General features: G+C 40.1%; 13 protein-coding genes. 5 read left to right on the top strand and 8 right to left on the bottom strand.

Going from position 1 to position 16,727, the window contains the following annotated elements:
- The first annotated feature begins 12 nt into the window (after positions 1 to 12).
- Positions 13 to 885: an ATP synthase F1 subunit gamma gene (gene atpG, locus B2906_RS03635; protein ID WP_219957112.1), complete on the top strand. Its 873-nt coding sequence runs from the start codon at positions 13 to 15 to the stop codon at positions 883 to 885.
- Positions 886 to 935: 50 nt separating this feature from the next.
- On the opposite strand, the gene B2906_RS03630 is transcribed toward atpG, so the two are convergent.
- The 5 genes from B2906_RS03630 to B2906_RS03610 form a co-directional block, all read right to left on the bottom strand.
- The gene (locus B2906_RS03630) at positions 936 to 1,322 is read right to left on the bottom strand and encodes a DoxX family protein (RefSeq protein ID WP_219957111.1); all 387 of its coding nucleotides are present in this window, start codon (positions 1,320 to 1,322) and stop codon (positions 936 to 938) included.
- 126 nt (positions 1,323 to 1,448) lie between these two features.
- Positions 1,449 to 2,696, bottom strand: a complete 1,248-nt coding sequence (locus B2906_RS03625) for an NAD(P)/FAD-dependent oxidoreductase (protein ID WP_219957110.1) — start codon at positions 2,694 to 2,696, stop codon at positions 1,449 to 1,451.
- Between the two features lie 75 nt (positions 2,697 to 2,771).
- On the bottom strand, positions 2,772 to 3,773 hold the full coding sequence (locus B2906_RS03620) for a 4-hydroxyproline epimerase (protein WP_219957109.1): 1,002 nt from the start codon (positions 3,771 to 3,773) through the stop codon (positions 2,772 to 2,774).
- Positions 3,774 to 3,917: 144 nt separating this feature from the next.
- The gene (locus B2906_RS03615; RefSeq protein WP_219957108.1) at positions 3,918 to 5,363 is read right to left on the bottom strand and encodes an aldehyde dehydrogenase (NADP(+)); all 1,446 of its coding nucleotides are present in this window, start codon (positions 5,361 to 5,363) and stop codon (positions 3,918 to 3,920) included.
- A gap of 122 nt (positions 5,364 to 5,485) precedes the next feature.
- On the bottom strand, positions 5,486 to 6,376 hold the full coding sequence (locus tag B2906_RS03610) for a dihydrodipicolinate synthase family protein (RefSeq protein ID WP_219957107.1): 891 nt from the start codon (positions 6,374 to 6,376) through the stop codon (positions 5,486 to 5,488).
- 299 nt (positions 6,377 to 6,675) lie between these two features.
- Here B2906_RS03610 and B2906_RS03605 point away from each other — a divergent pair, with 299 nt between their 5' ends.
- Positions 6,676 to 7,545 (top strand): AraC family transcriptional regulator, encoded by an 870-nt coding sequence (locus B2906_RS03605; RefSeq protein WP_219957106.1) that lies wholly within the window; start codon positions 6,676 to 6,678, stop codon positions 7,543 to 7,545.
- 29 nt (positions 7,546 to 7,574) lie between these two features.
- On the opposite strand, the gene B2906_RS03600 is transcribed toward B2906_RS03605, so the two are convergent.
- The gene (locus tag B2906_RS03600; RefSeq protein WP_219957105.1) at positions 7,575 to 11,219 is read right to left on the bottom strand and encodes an ABC transporter permease/M1 family aminopeptidase; all 3,645 of its coding nucleotides are present in this window, start codon (positions 11,217 to 11,219) and stop codon (positions 7,575 to 7,577) included.
- A 9-nt stretch (positions 11,220 to 11,228) separates the two neighbouring features.
- Complete coding sequence (locus tag B2906_RS03595; RefSeq protein ID WP_091652309.1) at positions 11,229 to 12,116, bottom strand: ABC transporter ATP-binding protein; 888 nt, start codon at positions 12,114 to 12,116, stop codon at positions 11,229 to 11,231.
- Positions 12,117 to 12,320: 204 nt separating this feature from the next.
- Here B2906_RS03595 and B2906_RS03590 point away from each other — a divergent pair, with 204 nt between their 5' ends.
- The 3 genes from B2906_RS03590 (at position 12,321) to B2906_RS03580 (ending at position 15,876) form a co-directional block, all read left to right on the top strand.
- Positions 12,321 to 13,550, top strand: a complete 1,230-nt coding sequence (locus tag B2906_RS03590; RefSeq protein ID WP_219957104.1) for a VOC family protein — start codon at positions 12,321 to 12,323, stop codon at positions 13,548 to 13,550.
- 108 nt (positions 13,551 to 13,658) lie between these two features.
- Complete coding sequence (locus tag B2906_RS03585) at positions 13,659 to 14,075, top strand: GxxExxY protein (protein ID WP_219957103.1); 417 nt, start codon at positions 13,659 to 13,661, stop codon at positions 14,073 to 14,075.
- Positions 14,076 to 14,193: 118 nt separating this feature from the next.
- Positions 14,194 to 15,876 carry a DUF885 family protein gene (locus B2906_RS03580; protein ID WP_219957102.1) on the top strand — a complete coding sequence of 561 codons (1,683 nt, stop codon included), beginning with the start codon at positions 14,194 to 14,196 and terminating at the stop codon, positions 15,874 to 15,876.
- A 95-nt stretch (positions 15,877 to 15,971) separates the two neighbouring features.
- Here the strand turns inward: B2906_RS03580 and B2906_RS03575 are convergent, their stop codons facing one another.
- Positions 15,972 to 16,727: a Spy/CpxP family protein refolding chaperone gene (locus B2906_RS03575; protein ID WP_219957101.1), complete on the bottom strand. Its 756-nt coding sequence runs from the start codon at positions 16,725 to 16,727 to the stop codon at positions 15,972 to 15,974.

Here is a 16,727-nt window from a genome sequence, read left to right as displayed (position 1 = left end):
AATTAAGCACTGATGGCTAACCTTAAGGAAGTAAAGCAGCGAATCACCTCGGTAGTTTCTACTCAGCAGATTACCAAAGCTATGAAAATGGTTTCTGCTGCGAAACTCAGAAGAGCTCAGGACAAAATCGTTCAGATGCGTCCTTATTCTCAGAAGTTGACCAATATTCTCAACAATGTTTCCGCTTCACAAGATGGAGCAGCAGATATTGTTTTTGCTCAAAAGCGGGAAGTAAATAAGGTGTTGATTGTACCTGTGACTTCGGACAAAGGCTTGTGCGGTGCTTTCAATTCCAACGTAATCAAAGCAACCAATGCTGCGATTAAAGGACAATTTGCCGGGAAAGAAATCACCATCTTACCTTTGGGAAAAAAGGCTTACGAGACTTTCAAAAAGCGTGAGTTTTCTGTAATCAGCCAATTCTATCAGGTTTTTTCTGATGTATCTTTTGACAATGTTAGAGCTGCTGCTGAGTTCGCTATGAACGCCTATGTAGCTGGAGACTTTGATCAGGTGGTTTTGGTTTACAATGAATTCAAAAACGTAGCTACTCAGATTATCCGTACTGAACAGTTTTTGCCAATGGCAAAAGAGAATAACGGAGAGGAAAAAGTAGCAGAAACAGATTATATCTTAGAACCATCCAGATCTTATATCATTGAGGAATTGGTTCCTACATCTTTGAAGATTCAATTTTACAAAGCAGTCTTGGAAAGCAATGCTTCCGAGCATGGAGCTAGAATGACTGCTATGGATAAGGCAACTGAAAATGCCGGTGAATTGCTCAAAGAATTGAGATTGATGTATAACAGAACCCGTCAGGCGGCTATTACCAACGAGATCTTGGAGATCGTTGCAGGTGCCAATGCCTTAGGAGGGAAGTAATTACAATAGACCTAATTTCCAGACCACAACTCGTAAGGGTTGTGGTTTTTTTATTTTTTCTTGAAAATGGTATCCAAGGAGTACTTTCCTCCCCCGAATGCCAATAAACCTAGAAATACCAGGCAGTATAAAAGTGGAAGCTCTTTCCTTCCAAATGGATCATCCCAATGGGCGTAGAAAGCTGCTGTAAGCATGGTAATCATTAATGGGATACTAGCCAGGCGAACCTTGACACCCAGAATAATCAAGGCAGAACAAATCACTTCTGCGAAGATCGCCAGCGCCAAAGAGAAGGTTGGACCCAATCCGAAAGGATCTGCAAACTTCACCTCATCAGCCATGATTCTTCCAATTTTGGGAATGCCATGTGTTAGCATCATACCTCCGGCACCAAGACGGATGATTAATAAGACCAAATGATTTTCAATTCCTTTCATTCTTTGGGTTGATTAAGTTCAACATGAAATAAATTAAATCAGATTAAAAAGAATAAACCGTTTGTAAATTTTTAATAGAAATAGAGTAATTGTTTGTTTGAACAAGAATTTTGGTCACCTGTTCATTTAATTAAACCTTCCCACTTCAAAACCGCCAATCTCTATTGAATTATCTTTTTGTTGATGCAGTTCGGCTAAGAGTTTTCCTGTAGCAGGTGCCAATGATATTCCCATCATTGAATGTCCACTTCCCACCAATACATTCGAATAACCAGGGGCAAAACCAATGTAAGGCAATCCATCTGGCGAGCAAGGTCTCAATCCTTTCCAAATATTTTCTGCTTTTGGAAACTTAGCTTGAAAATCTGGATAATAGCGATTAATAGATTCAAAAATACCTTTGACTCTATTCATATTGATAGACTGGTTTGTACCTGCGATCTCCATGGTGCCCCCAAATCTAATCTGCTCTCCATATGGGCTGACCGCTACCTTCATCTCAGTGAGGATACTTGCCTGTTTGATTTCGGGTTTGTTATCTTGAAGAAAAGAATATCCTTTTCCACCCATCATAGGGAGCGAAAAGTTCAGCATTTTTGCCAACTCACCAGACCAAGATCCTCCGCATAAGAGGACTTTCTCGGCGGGGATGGACCCCTTATCAGTAAGAATACTTGACACTTTTCCTCCTGATTTATCAAAACCTAAAACCTGGGTGGAGGCCAATATCTTTACTCCTTTTTCTTCTAAGTAGGTTTTCAAAAAGCTATACAAAGCTCCCGGATCTAAATGTGCATCTCCGGGAAAAAGAACAGCTCCCTTGGCCTTTACTTCTAAGTTTGGCTCTACATTCCTAATGTCTGATGGTATCAATACCTCAGCTTCTAAGCCATATTTTCTTGCCAGATGTGCAAATTCAACCTCTTCCTTTTCAACGGCTTCGGTTTGATAAACCATCATCAAGCCTTTTTCCTGTAATGCCAAATGCGCCTCAGGGTGTTCATCTTTAAAATTCAGATAAAGTGCCTTACTGAGTAAGCTTAGATTTTTCAGAAAAGGGATAGCTTTTTCTACCTGTTTTTGATTGGCAGATTTGAAAAATAACAAACACCATTGTAGGAGTTTGTAGTCTAATCTGGGATGGATATAAAATGGACTCTTGGAGGAAAACATCCAGGAAATCCCCTTTGTAATCATACCCGGCGCTGCCAATGGGATGATATGGCTCGGTACGATCATTCCCGCATTGCCCGTAGAGCAATTATCTTGAAGGTCGGTGCGATCAATAATCGTTACCTCAATTCCCTCTTTTTGTAGAAAATAAGCGGAAAAGAGTCCTACAATTCCTCCGCCGATGATGATGGTTGGTTTCATAATTAGAAGCTAGAAGCTAGATACAAGAAACAAGATTCCATAAAGTCTAATTTCTTGGCTCTCGCATCTTGACTCTTAAATGACTTGGAATCCATGTACATAAGGATCATCATCATCCAATATGATGGTGTTGTATCCATAAACTTTTGCCCAGCCTTCAATACTGGGTACTATGGCTGGTTTTCCAGCAATACTGGTAACCTCTTCAATTCTGCCAATAAACTTGGATCCAATAAAGCTTTCATGAATAAATTTCTCTCCGGGTTTCAACCAACCTTTCGCATACCACTGGGCCATTCTGGCTGAAGTGCCAGTCCCACATGGAGAGCGGTCAATAGCTTTATCTCCATAGAATACCGCATTTCTTGCGGTGCTGCTTTCTGCTAGGGTTTTTCCGGTCCAAAGAACATGAGAAAGCCCCCGGATTTGTTCGTGTTCGGGATGTATAAACTCATAGCGCTCATTCATTTTTTTTCGGAGATTTCTGGCCATTGAGATCAACTGTTCAGCCTTGTAATGCTCCAAGCCCTGAAAATTTTCCTGTGGGTCAACAATACAGTAAAAATTCCCGCCATAGGCCACATCCACTTTCAATTTGCCCAGTTCTTCAATTTCAACTTCCAAATCTTCCGCTGCCAGATAACTTTTGACATTGGTAAGTTTAACTGACTTCACTTTCTTGCCTTCCTGCTGATATTCGACCAAGACCAAACCGGCAGGAGCTTCCATTCTCAAGAATCCTGGAGTTTTGGGATATACCAAACCCTCTTCTATAGCAATGGTGATCGTTCCTATCGTACCGTGCCCGCACATGGGGAGGCATCCGGAAGTTTCGATAAAGAGCACTGCCAAATCATTTTCGGGATTATGCGGAGGGAAAAGCATAGAGCCTGACATCATATCATGACCCCTTGGTTCGAACATCAATCCCGTGCGAATCCAGTCGTAATTTTCCAGAAAATATTGTCTTTTTTCCAACATGGAGTTTCCGTGAAGGAAAGGGACTCCACCTGAAACTACCCGGACAGGATTGCCACAAGTATGGGCATCGATACAGCTGAATGTGTGACGAGACATTAAATGAAATGAAAGGTTTAAATTATATTGAAATATTCCCTCCTTCGTCGGGTGAAATATATCATACCAAGATTTCAGAAATACTAATTGAAAAGTATTTCACCCTGCTTGCTGGGCATATTTCCACTGTATTTCTATTGTATCTTATTTTTTATACTCACCATTCACCATTCTCCAGATTCCCAGTGGATTTCCATCTTTCAATGCATCTGGAAGCAATTCCTGTGGCATGTCCTGGAAAGCAATTGGTCTTGCAAATCGTTTGATGGCATAAGCTCCAACTGAGGTGCCTCTAGCGTCTGTAGTGGATGGGTATGGGCCACCATGCTGCATGGCAAAACCCACTTCAACTCCCGTTGGAACTCCTTTAAACAACAATCTTCCGCACTTTTCTTCCAGCAAATTCAACAAGAATAGCTGATCTTGTAATTCATGATTTTCAGCCCAAATAGTAATGGTTAATTGACCATGGAGGTGTTTTGCAATTTCGAGTAATTCATCCTGATTTTCATATACCACCATCATGGCGAATGCACCAAAAACCTCTTTTTGGAAAACAGTATCTTTGAGCCAATCCGAAGCTTTGATCTCGGCTAAGGCAGTACTCCCGTTGATCAAATGTTGAGGATCGGCTACTTTAACCCATCTCAATTCCTCTCTGGATTGTAAGTATTGTATAGAGTCGTAGTAGGCTTGAGCGATTCCAGGATGAAGCATAGGAGCTGAAGCGATATCATTTAATTCATCAGATATTGCCTTTTCAAAAGCTTTTGCTTGAGCTTTTGGGACGAATATTAATCCGGGATTAGTGCAAAACTGCCCAACTCCCAAAGTTAGGGAGCCTACAAAAGCTTTTGCCAAAGGTTCCAGCTGATTTGCCAACTTCTCTTTGAAACAAAAAATAGGATTCACTGAGCCCATTTCCGCATAAACAGGGATAGGTTCCTCTCTTTGATTAGCTAGATCAAACAAGGCCTTTCCTCCCTTATGTGAACCTGTAAAACCTACAGCCTTTGCCAAAGGATGTTTGACCAATTCCTGACCAATGTCTATTCCTCCTTCCACATGGCTGAAAATCCCGGAAGGAAGGCTTGATTTCAGAATTGCTTGGTGAATACAATCTGCTACTTTTTTGGAAGTTTCTGGATGTGCAGGATGCGCCTTGTAAATAACAGGGCATCCGGCTGCCAGAGCAGATATAGTATCCCCTCCCGCTGTGGAGAAGGCTAAGGGAAAGTTACTTGCCCCGAACACTACCACCGGCCCTAAAGGGCTGAGCATTCTCCTGATATCAGCTTTAGGAAGTGGTTGCCTGTTTGGATCTGCAGGATCCACGGTCGCTTCTAGCCAGGAACCTTCCCTTACCAAACCCGCGAATAGACGAATTTGGCCAACTGTTCTTCCTAATTCACCATTAATTCTACCCTCAGGTAAGTTGGATTCCTCTACGGCTAAGGGTACAATTTCTTCCCTGTTAGCCTCGAGTGTTTCTGCTATAGAATCTAAAAAAGCTGCCTTTTCTTTTCCTGATATATTCTTATAAAACAAAAAGGCCTCTTGTGCGGAGTTGAAAATCTGGTCTAAGTTCATGGGCTTAAAGTATGAATTATGCTAGAAATACCATGGGAATACCCTGAAATATGCTTCAATTCGCAAAATAATTTACCCTGCTTGCAAGGAGTATTTTGAGGGATCCCTAATTTATTTCCTTTCTATATTTTCGGACGGTTTTGTATTCCGTCCAAAATGATTTTTTCTATCCTTTCTCTTTCTTCTCCAATTATAGTTAGTCTAGGAGCACGGACATGCTCAGAGCCGATACCACAATGCTGTTCAGCTAGCTTAATATACTGAACTAGTTTCGGATGAATGTCCAGTTCCAATAAAGGTAAAAACCATTGATAAATTTTTCTGGCTTCATCGATTTTACCCTCTTGAATCAAGTTATAAACAGCCACCGTTTCCTTTGGAAAAGCGCAAACCAAACCTGCAACCCAGCCAACTGCACCCATTAGCAATTCTTCCATTGCCAAGGTATCTACCCCACATAGAATTTTGAATCGGTCCCCAAAGCGATTATGCATACGGGTGACATTTGAGATATCTCTTGTAGATTCTTTAATTGCCTGGATATTTTGGCATTCCGCCAATTCTTCAAACATGTCCAGCGTTACCAAAGTCTTGTAATCTACCGGGTTGTTATAAATCATCATAGGTAACTGGGTAGAATTAGCAACTGCCTTGAAATAGGCAACAACCTCTCTGGCATCTGCGGCATAACGCATAGGAGGCAGGATCATCAGACCAGACGCTCCTAGCTTTTCTGCTTCTTTTGCCCAATCTATGGCATCTCTTGTAGCCCCTTCTGCAATATTCAGGATTACAGGAACTTTTCCTCCAATGTATTGAACAGTTTCTTTTGTCAGTTGTATTTTTTCTTCCTGAGACAAAACAGAACTTTCTCCCAAAGTTCCTCCCAGAATAATTCCATGCACCCCGGACTCCAATTGGAAATCCAGATTTTTAAAGAATAAATCCATATCCAAGGATCCATCTTTGTGAAACTTGGTAGTGACTGCGGGGAAAACGCCTTTCCAATTCATAAGCTTTAATTATTTGATCTTTATTGGATCAAAGGTAGCTAAGAGCAAGTGGAAAGACTTTTACAGGATTAATCTATACTGATACTATATTGATTATATTTATGATTATTAATTCACAATTGAATAATTTGATATTAATTTATGGATATCCGCTTTCTTACCATTATTGACAAAAATTCGGCTTCTTGTCTGCTGAAAAGATCAGAATCCGGAAGCTTCGGTCTTCGGTCTTCCAACCTGTCAAGCAAGGAAAATAAGGCAACTGGCATGATTGCGGATAATCAGATATTAATATTTCAATGTCAAAAGTAATTTCCTTTCAGATACCTAAATCCCAAAAGGAGTTTATCCGGTTTCAAAAAGACCGTGGAAATCACTTTTATGACAAGTTGCATCAGCACCCCCAACTACAACTCACCTTAATTCTAGAGGGGAAAGGGCAGTTTTTAAGTGGGGATTACGTGGGAAGGTTTGAGCCGGGAGATATCTTTTTTTTGGGAGAAAATGTGCCACATGTATTTAGGAGTGATCCAGAATATTTTGAAGCGGATTCTAATTTAAAAGCTGCCGGGAATACTCTGTTTTTTGATTTTCAGGCTTTAGGGGATTCTATTTTGGAGGTAGAAGACTTGCAGGGACTGCGAAGCTTAAGCCAAACTAAGGGAGCCTGTTTTCAGGTTTCAGGGGCTTGTAGAGATAGGTTAACGGAATTGATAGCGGAATTTGAAAGCTGTAATGGACTGTTCCGATTTCAGAAAGGAATGGAAATGTTAGCTGTTTTAGAGAAAGCTAAAGATGATTTAAACGCCTTGAATCATGCTGAATTGAACTGGGGTTTGTCGGAGAAAGATGGCAGTAGGATGGATATTATTTTGCGTTTTTTGCTGGAAAACAAAAACCGGACTATAAGGCTAGAGGAAGCAGCAAGTGTGGCATCGATGAGTAAGGAAGCTTTTTGTAGATTTTTCAAATTGAGAACGAGAAAAACATTTACCCAATACCTCAATCAATTGAGGGTAAATGAAGCATTGAAGCTTTTGGAAGAAACGGAGCTGGGAATTGCTGAAATTGCCTTTCAGGTAGGGTTTGAAAATCTATCCTATTTCAATAGGGCTTTTAGAAAAATCCAAGGGGAGACACCTTCTTATTTTAGACGAAAAAGAAACTAAAAAGCCCTGAAATTTTCAGGGCTTTTAAATCAGATTGAAATAGAAGTTGTATTATCATCAGGAACTCGATCAATCAGCTTATTGTAAGGGTCAATTCCTGCTTTCACAGGTACTCCTCCTTTTACCTTTATAGTGATTGTGGATGCTCCAGGTTTGATTTTATGCTTTTGAATATAGAGTGGATTAACTCGAGTTCTTCCATTTTCATCCTTATCCTCCGCTGCAAATACACCTATATCAATGTAATCAGCTTTATATTCAGCATTGGACTCTCTTCCTGTTTCGTCTGCATAGAGCTTTTGAGAGCGAATGTTTAGGGTGATTTCGTATTCGTTATCTCCCAACTTTTTGGTGCTCACAGATTCTGCTCTATTATCATACAAGGTGATCTTATTCCAGGTATCGTCTAGATAGTATTGAATGCTATCAGGAGTAACTGCTTTAAGATGTCTGTATAAATCCGAACTTCCCGGGAAAGGAGGGCTTTGCCTCAAACCAAATTCCTTATTGAAGTTGTACAAAGCTGAATCCATTGCTTCCGCACCTATTAGATCCCGTAAGCCATAAAGAATCAAGCTACCTTTGTTGTACCATTGGTAAGGTCTGTTACAGTTGATGAAAACGTTCTCTTTTTTACTTTCATTTGATCGACCTCTCAAATAGTCATCTAGTTCGTCTTTGAGGAATCGCTTCATATTGTCTTTCCCATATCTTCTTTCTGTGAGAATGAGTGCAGAAAACTCTGCCAAGGCCTCCGAAGTCAAATTGGAACCTCGGGTATAGTTGGGGGTAATTTGATGGCCCCACCACTGATGAGCCAACTCATGCGCAGTCACGTAATACACGTAATCGAAGTCATCGGGATTTTTGAAGTCGGCAACCCATCCAAAACTTTCGGAAAAGGGAACGGTATTCGGGAAGGACTGAGCAAATCTTGCGTAGCGAGGAAATTCCAATAATCTCATTTGCCTAAACTGGAAATTTCCATAAGTCTCCGAAAAATAGGTTAACCCATCTTTGTAAGCCTGAAGGAAGCGGTCGAGATTGTAGGCATGCTTTTTATCGTAAAAGATTTCAATATCCACTTTCTGACCATCCGGTAATTCAGCTACGTCTTTCAATACCTCATATTCTGCCGAAACAAAGGTGAAGAAGGCCTGAATGGGAGTATCCTGAATATAATGGAAATATCTTCGTCCGTTTTCTTCCCACTCCTTTTGCAAATAACCCGGAGCTACAGCAATCTGTGATGGGATGGTACTTACTACAGCTTCGAATTGAATGAAATCTGCATCGTCCGCAAACAAAAGGGTTCTTTTACCCTGAGGATCATCGTGAGGTGGCAGATCCTCCGGTTTTTCCGGAAGCTCGTATTTTCTTCTGTCTTCATCAGAGGAAATTTCCGCTTGTGAATTATAGCCAATTTCTGGAATACCCCCTGAGAAGAAAGTTCCGTTATAAACCAGTTCACGTCCATAGCCAGAATTAGGGAATCCCTGATTGGTTGCCTTACTGATAATTGTAAAACTCAAAGTATCACCTGGCATCATAGTCTCCGGCAAAGCAGTGATTTTATACCATTCTCTTTCGGGTTTCCTGCCAAAAACTTGAAACAATCTAGATTTGTAGTCAAGTGGGAAGCGATGTGTCAAGGTGTCTCCATTCAAAACAACCTTAAAGTCATCCAAAGAGGTAGAGTTAAAATGAATGGAGTCTATTGGAGCTTCAGTTTTATTGACAAGTTCCACCTCTGCTGAAAAATATGCATCGCGTTCTAAAGGATAAAGATCTGCTTGAATAGTTACTTTCGTGTATTTGGGTTGAGGGATGCCTTCATATTTCTTAAGCTGCTTTTCATAAGCTACTTGTCTTCTTGTTCCCTCTTCAGGAGTCAGATAGCCATTTTCATAAACGACAGTTTGATAGATATAGGCTCCTGATAAAATTGCCAACAGGAGAAATGCGAAAGAGACTCTTGGTGCCAGGCTAGAAAGTCTGGATTTGGCTGTTTTCCATCTGCTTTTGAAAGAATTTTCAGTACCTCTTGAGAAGAAAATACTGAAGAATAAAACCAAGAATATTCCCCAGGCAGTCCAGTAAATATTGAACCAGAAAAGAGGTTCTCCAAAATGCCCCAAGCCATTCATGTCGCTCCAGGTATAACCTGGTTTATAGCTATAGAAAAACAGATTGAAATTGTAATCTGCAAATCCTCTAAGGATTAACATAACCAGCCAAATTCCAATAGCGGCTGCATGCCCTGCAAACTTATTGTTGACAACCAAATGAACGGCAAACACCAACATGACCATTTGCAAATAATCCGGCAACCCAATCAAGTAAGAGTCGGTGAGATAGACTCCTAAATCGTATTTGAAATACCCTTTAAGAGTCTGGACAATGATGCCCACAAAAATTGGGATGGTAGTTAAAATCAGACAGATGAATGCCATTCCCAAAAACTTGGAGGCAATGACTACCGTGTCCTTAACAGGGAAAGTATCATTGATTACAGAGTAGCCTGTGGCTTTATCTCTGTGTAAACTTTCTCCGGTGAAAAACACGATTATGATGAACACAAAGAGGTTGTAATCGAAAGTTTTATACTCCATCAAAAAGCTGGTGGATGGAAGGTTTGGCACAGAGTAAAGAGTAATCCCAATCCAAAAATCCAGTATCAGAAATATCAATCCACCCAATAAGATGGATTTGAAATAAACATCTTTGGAAATATTTTGGATTTCGATTTTGGTCAGGGTTTTTAAACTGCTCCATTGATAGGCCTTGGAAAAGTCTGAGACTGACTCGATTTTTCCCTGAATAAATCCTTTTTCCTTTACTTCTTTCTCCTTGCTTTTCTTCTGCGAGGTTTGGAAAAAATAATTGAAGCTAAACCTAAAATAGGAGGCTACGAAAAACACCAAGCCTACCGCCATCCAAAGCAACCTGTTCAACAGTAGGTTTCCTTCAAGAGGAAGAAAATAGCTGTTTTGCTCAAAAGGAGTTAAGTAGCGAGTTTCATATGCAAAGGAGTTGAGGCCAAAAGGGTCGATCAGTTGGACAATATTTTTGTTCTCAATATCCTGAGCCAGAAAATTTGCTAATAGGTAAGCAATAAAAATCACTATTCCTCCGGTATAAATGGAGCGGATATTCCTAGTGAAAATAATCAATGAGAAGAATAAGGATCCGGCCAACCAAAGGTTTGGAACCAATAAGGTAAACCAAGGCTGTAAATAATTAACCAAGGAATTAGGGCCATATCGCTCTACATCAGTTCCGAATGCTGGACCCAAAAGGCTGCCCAAATAAACCCCCAACAAGGCTCCAGAGGAAATGAATAATAAGGTCACAAATGAACCCCAAAATCTTCCCATGAAATAGCCAAATTTGGATATGGGGTAACTGAACATAAAGGTAGCTGTTTTATGCTCCAAATCCCTGTAAAGGGGTACTCCCATTACCGCTGACGCAATTAAAATCCCAAAAATTGAGATCAATAATAGGAGGTTGGCGATTACAATTGGGGCATTATGAAATACCTTTTCTGAAGCCGGAGTGTTCCCCGTACCAATTAGAATCAAGGCAACTACAAATAATAAAAGAAAATAAATCCAGGTTGCCGGTCTCGTAAATCTGTACTTTAATTCGAAAAGAAAGATATCCTTAAACATAGCGCAAGATTAAATAGTGATAGGATCTACTTTTTTCGAAATAAAGCTGAAGTATACATCTTCTAAATCTGCCTGACTTGGTTCAAAACCATTCCCGGGAGCTGCTTCACTTTCCACACGCAAGCTTAATTTGCCTTCAATAAGCTTGGTAGAGATCACATGGTAATCCTGGCGATATTGATCTAATTCACTTTTATCAATGGATTTTTTATAAATTTTCCCTTGTACCATAGCTAAGCCGTCTTTAGGTTTTCCCTGCATCAGTAATTCTCCCATGCAAATGATGGCCATATTTGAACAAAGGGTATTTACATCTTCGACGATGTGTGTAGAAAGAATCACGATAGTATTTTCTCCGATTTCGGAAAGTAAATTGTAAAAGCGGTTTCTTTCAGATGGATCTAATCCTGCTGTAGGTTCATCAACTATGATCAGACTCGGGTTTCCAACAAGTGCTTGAGCAATTCCAAATCGCTGTCTCATACCTCCAGAGTAAGTTCCCAAACCTTTCTTTCTATCCTTATACAAGTTTACCCTATTCAATAGTGAAGCTACCAGCTCCTTTCGCTCAGATTTATTTCCAATTCCCTTCATTTGCGCAATATGATCCAGCATAGTCTCAGCATTGATTCTAGGGTATAAGCCGAAATCCTGAGGGAGATATCCCAAGCGTTCCCTTACCGACTGTTTATCCTGAAGTACATCAATCCCATCCAGAGAAATGCTTCCTTCATCAGCATCCTGAAGAGTAGCTATCGTACGCATTAAGGTTGACTTTCCAGCGCCATTTGGACCTAATAATCCAAACATTCCCTGTGGGATGGTGAGTGAGATATCATTGAGGGCTTTCACTCCATTGGAGTAAGTTTTGGAGAGGTTTTGAATGATGAGTTCCATAAAAAGAGTTAGGGTTAAGTATAAAGGAATGTAAATTTTGGTTTAGTACGGGAAAACAATTTAATAATTTGATTTTTACTATGTTGTAAGAATTTAGTATTGCAGATTATAATCCTTAGATGCATAAAAGTGAAGGATGGATGCAGAGACGGATGAAAGTTTTTCTTACTAGCTTTATCTTGCACAATAAAACAAAGCACCCAAATGAATTTTAAACTCTGTGATTTAGCCTTTTTCGTTTTACTTATTCTATCAGCTTCCTGTACGAAACGCGAGTTTCTTAAAGAATCCGGTCAAGTGGAGGCGTTTGCCGAAATGGTGGCAACGGATGTCAAGCCTTTGGCTTTAGGCCCTTTGATGTCTGAGGCAGAAATGGATCTTTTTATGCCAGAAGCAGAGAGATTAGCAGAGAAATATCAAATCAGTTTTTTCAGAGAATCAGAGTTAGTTAAAACGAAATTGTTTCCTCAGGATATAGCAGAAGGAAAAGAAGTTCTAATTCTGTACAAGGGAACGGCCTTATTAAACTATGAGGATTTGAAAAAGCGGCTAGCATCTACTTCAGATGAAAAAGAGATCAGGGACTTGAGTCGGCGTTTCGGTAGACTTTTGGGCTATCCCTCATCAGCAATAAATAATTTGTTGGCCGAAAATTCTGAATTCAGGGGCTTGGAAGATTTTCAGATTCAGGGACAGGAGTTGATCTGGTTCTTTCAAGATTTGAATAAAGCAAAAGATTTTTATGCCGAAAAATTGGGCTTGAAGCTTCTGGAGGAGAATGCAAGCTCTGCTACTTTTCAGATAGCAGGAGATTCCCGCTTGGTTCTGAAAAGTGTGGCTGATTCTGAATATTCAGGTCAAGAAGCTAAATCTGTGGCTTTGGCATTATTGACCGATAATTTAGAAGCTTGGTATGAGCATGTTCAGAAGGAAAATATTCCGGTGAAATATTCACTCAAACAAAACCCGGAAGGAGCTCATGATGGATTTGTAGCGATTGATCCAGAAGGCTATTTATTGGAATTTGAAATGTTTCGGCAGCATCCTGAAAATGAAATTTTAATGCCCGAATTGCAAAGCCTGGAGCCTCAGTCAACCAAATTGGGGTCGAATTTGAATTTTTATGGCTCAGTCACCTGGCTTTATTACAAGGATATGCTTCCTATGGAGATTTTTATGACCGAAAATCTGGGTTTGAGATTGTCTGCAGATCAAGGTTGGGCTAAAATTTACCGGGTTTCGGAGAACAGTTATTTGGGATTAGTAGACGAAAAGCGGGGGATGAATAGTTTTGCTGAGGAGAAATTGGTGGAGGTGAAATTTGACTTGAAGGATGCGAATGGTTGGGAGGAATACTTGGAGAAAACTTCAGTGGATTCTACTCGCATAAAGAATACTTTCAAAGATCTTGGCGGGTATTTATTTCGGTTTTGATCTCAATGAAGAAAAAATTTTTACCGCATAGAGATCATAGAAATCATAGACTAAAAACTATAGTTTAAACTACATTTCTAATTTTTTTTATTTTAATTTAATGGGGATATGAACTACACCCAGAAATCTTTAGACGAACTGACTTACCAAGTTTTAGGCGCGGCAATTCATGTACATAAGTTTTTAGGCCCTGGTCTTCTAGAAAGTGTTTATCATCAATGCCTTATCGCTGAGTTTGACTATCGATCTATTAATTATAAATCGGAACTATCAGTTCCAATAATTTATCGGGGTCAGCAACTAGAGACTTTGTTAAGATGTGATTTTTTAGTGGAAGGAGTTTTGGTTCTAGAACTCAAGTCAGTTAATGAGATTTTGCCTATTCACCAAGCCCAGCTAATGAATTATATGAATCTTCTGAAAGCCCCTAAGGGTATTTTGATCAATTTTAATGTAATTAACCTTTTCCAGCAAGGCCAAAAGACTTTTATCAATAAATACTTTGAAAAATTGGATCGTTTCTAATTCTATGTTTTCTATCGTTCCTATGCGGTTTTAAAAGTGGCTATGTGGTTTAACTTAAATAGTAACCTTAGGGTTTATTTGGTATTTTAGACTTTGAACCACCAAGCTCAATTCAATTATGAAAAAAACACTCTTAGTTTTTCTATTTGTTTGCTTTAGTTTTTGGGTGCAGGCCACAGAATTGGCCAATATGATCACCACCTATCAAGCGGATAGGGGAGCACTGGGGCGATTATATACGAATAGACTTTCTGATGAATATTTTGAACGCATGCAAGCATTCAATCAAGAATACTTGGATGCTTTGCAAAGCTACAATTACGAGGCATTCTCTGAGGATGGTAAAATAGACTATGTGCTTTTCAGGAATTATCTCGAGACTCAGTTGGCAGAATTGCAACTTGAAAAAAGGGATTTTGATGCGATCAAAAACGTGGTTGCATTCGGTAGTCCTTTGCATGCATTCGTAGTGGATAGAAGAAGAGCCAAGCAACCCGATTCTCAAGCTTTGGCAGCAAGTTGGAACCAGGTAGCCAATCAAATTGATACGCAATTAAAGACTTTACCGACTACCTCCAAGTACAATTCTTGGCAAAAAGCCGATTTGGCTGCTTCCGCTGTGGAAAGCTTAAACCGTGTGGTAGGAGAGGCTTATAATTTTTACTATGATTATGATCCGCAGTTTACTTGGTGGATGCCTGAGCCTTGGAAGCGATTGGATGCTTCTATGAAAGCCTATGCCAAAGCCTTGAGAGAGCATTATACCAATTCAGTGAAGGATGATGGAAGTGGGATCATCGGAAAGCCTATAGGGCGAGAAGCTCTGCTAAATCAATTGGCATTTGAAATGATAGCTTATACTCCTGAGGAGTTGATTGCTGAAGCGGAAAAGCAATTTGCCTGGTGTGAAAAAGAAATGCTCAAAGCCTCCAATGAATTGGGTTTTGGGAATGACTGGAAAGCAGCATTGGAGATGGTCAAAGAAACCTATTTACCTGAAGGAGCTTGGCCGGAAGAAGTAGTAAGATTGGGAAATGAGGCAATTGACATCATGGAAAAAAATGATTGGATTACCGTGCCTGAATTGGCTAAAGAAACCTGGAGAACATCCATGATTTCTGCAGAAAGGCAGCGAGTAAGTCCCTTCTTTTTGGGGGGAGAGGTGATTCAGATTTCCTATCCTACCTCCGAAATGAGTCATGAGGAAAAAATGATGTCAATGCGAGGGAATAACCCTCACTTTTCCAGAGCTACAGTTCAGCATGAATTGATTCCCGGTCACCACCTGCAGCAATTTATGAATCAGCGCTACATGACTCACAGGCGCTTATTTCGAACACCATTTTGGACGGAGGGTTGGGCCTTGTATTGGGAGTTTGTGCTTTGGGATCGCGATTTTCCAAGAGATGCAAAAGACAAGGTAGGTATGCTATTTTGGAGAATGCACCGTTGCGCACGGATTATCTTTTCTCTCAACTATCATTTAGGAAAAATGACACCTCAGGAATGTATTGATTTACTGGTAAATCGAGTAGGACATGAATACGCCAATGCAGAGGCAGAGGTAAGAAGGTCTTTTGAAGGAAGCTACGGACCGCTTTATCAGATTGCTTATATGATTGGTGCTTTGGAGTTTTATTCCTTGAGAAAAGAAATGGTGGATTCCGGAAAAATGGATGAGAAAGCCTTTCACGACATGATCATGCAGCAAAATACCATGCCCGTGGAAATTTTAAGAGCGAAAGTGACTGGAAAACCTCTAGACAAAAATCACAAAGCCAGCTGGAAGTTTCTGAATTGATTTTCCGTTTTGAACCCTCCAAGGGTTTTAAACCCTTGGAGGGTTAGGACAAAGGAGGCTGAATGGCCTCCTTTTTTACTTTATGTCTTGCCTGATTATTTAATCTTAACTTTTGCTCCCTTTTTGAGGGTGATAATGATTACTCCATTTTTGCCCTTATCTCCGTACACTTCTGTGGCACTTTTATCTTTCAGCACAGTGATACTTTCAATATCATTAGGATTGATATCAAGCTGCTCCATTGAGGATTTTTCCATAGTTCCTGCATCCGAATTGATGACAAAAAGGGGCTGGTCACTGCTGGCTTCCCCAGCTACTACCACATTCACTTTCGAATTTGGAGAAAATCCAGAATAGGTACTATAGGCAGGTTGGCCCGATCTCGTTTGTCCAGTACCACGAAGTCCACTAGCTATTGATCCGCGTACAGAAGTTGAAGGGCTAATACTGGAATATCCTAATACTCGAGTTTGTCCCATCTGTTTGATTTGCTCCTCTGTCAATTCGTTTTTGATGGCAACCAAAGAACTGAGCTGCTTTTTCTTCAATTGGTTTTCGAGCTGTAAAACCTTGTCTAATTGTTTATTAACAGCTAAGGCATCTACTTTAGGCAATTGAAGCATCTTTTCCAATTTGGCATTGGCTTCATCCAAGTCCCATTTTAGGGTAGAGAATTCTCCAGCATTTTCTGCATGGATTTTTTTAATCTTAGTGGCTTGGGCATCAGTCAGGTTGATTTTCTCCCGTGCCTCCATGATTTGGTCGGCAGAGTATAAATTCTTTTTGAAAATATCCTGGGCCATCACAATAGAAGAAAGCAGGAAAAGGGGGATTATTAATAGGTTTTTCAT

It is taken from the genome of Algoriphagus sp. UBA3586 (genome assembly GCF_002376385.1).
Lineage (GTDB): Bacteria > Bacteroidota > Bacteroidia > Cytophagales > Cyclobacteriaceae > Algoriphagus > Algoriphagus ornithinivorans.
Note: the sequence above shows the minus strand (reverse complement) of the source record. Positions and strands in the feature narration are given on the sequence as shown.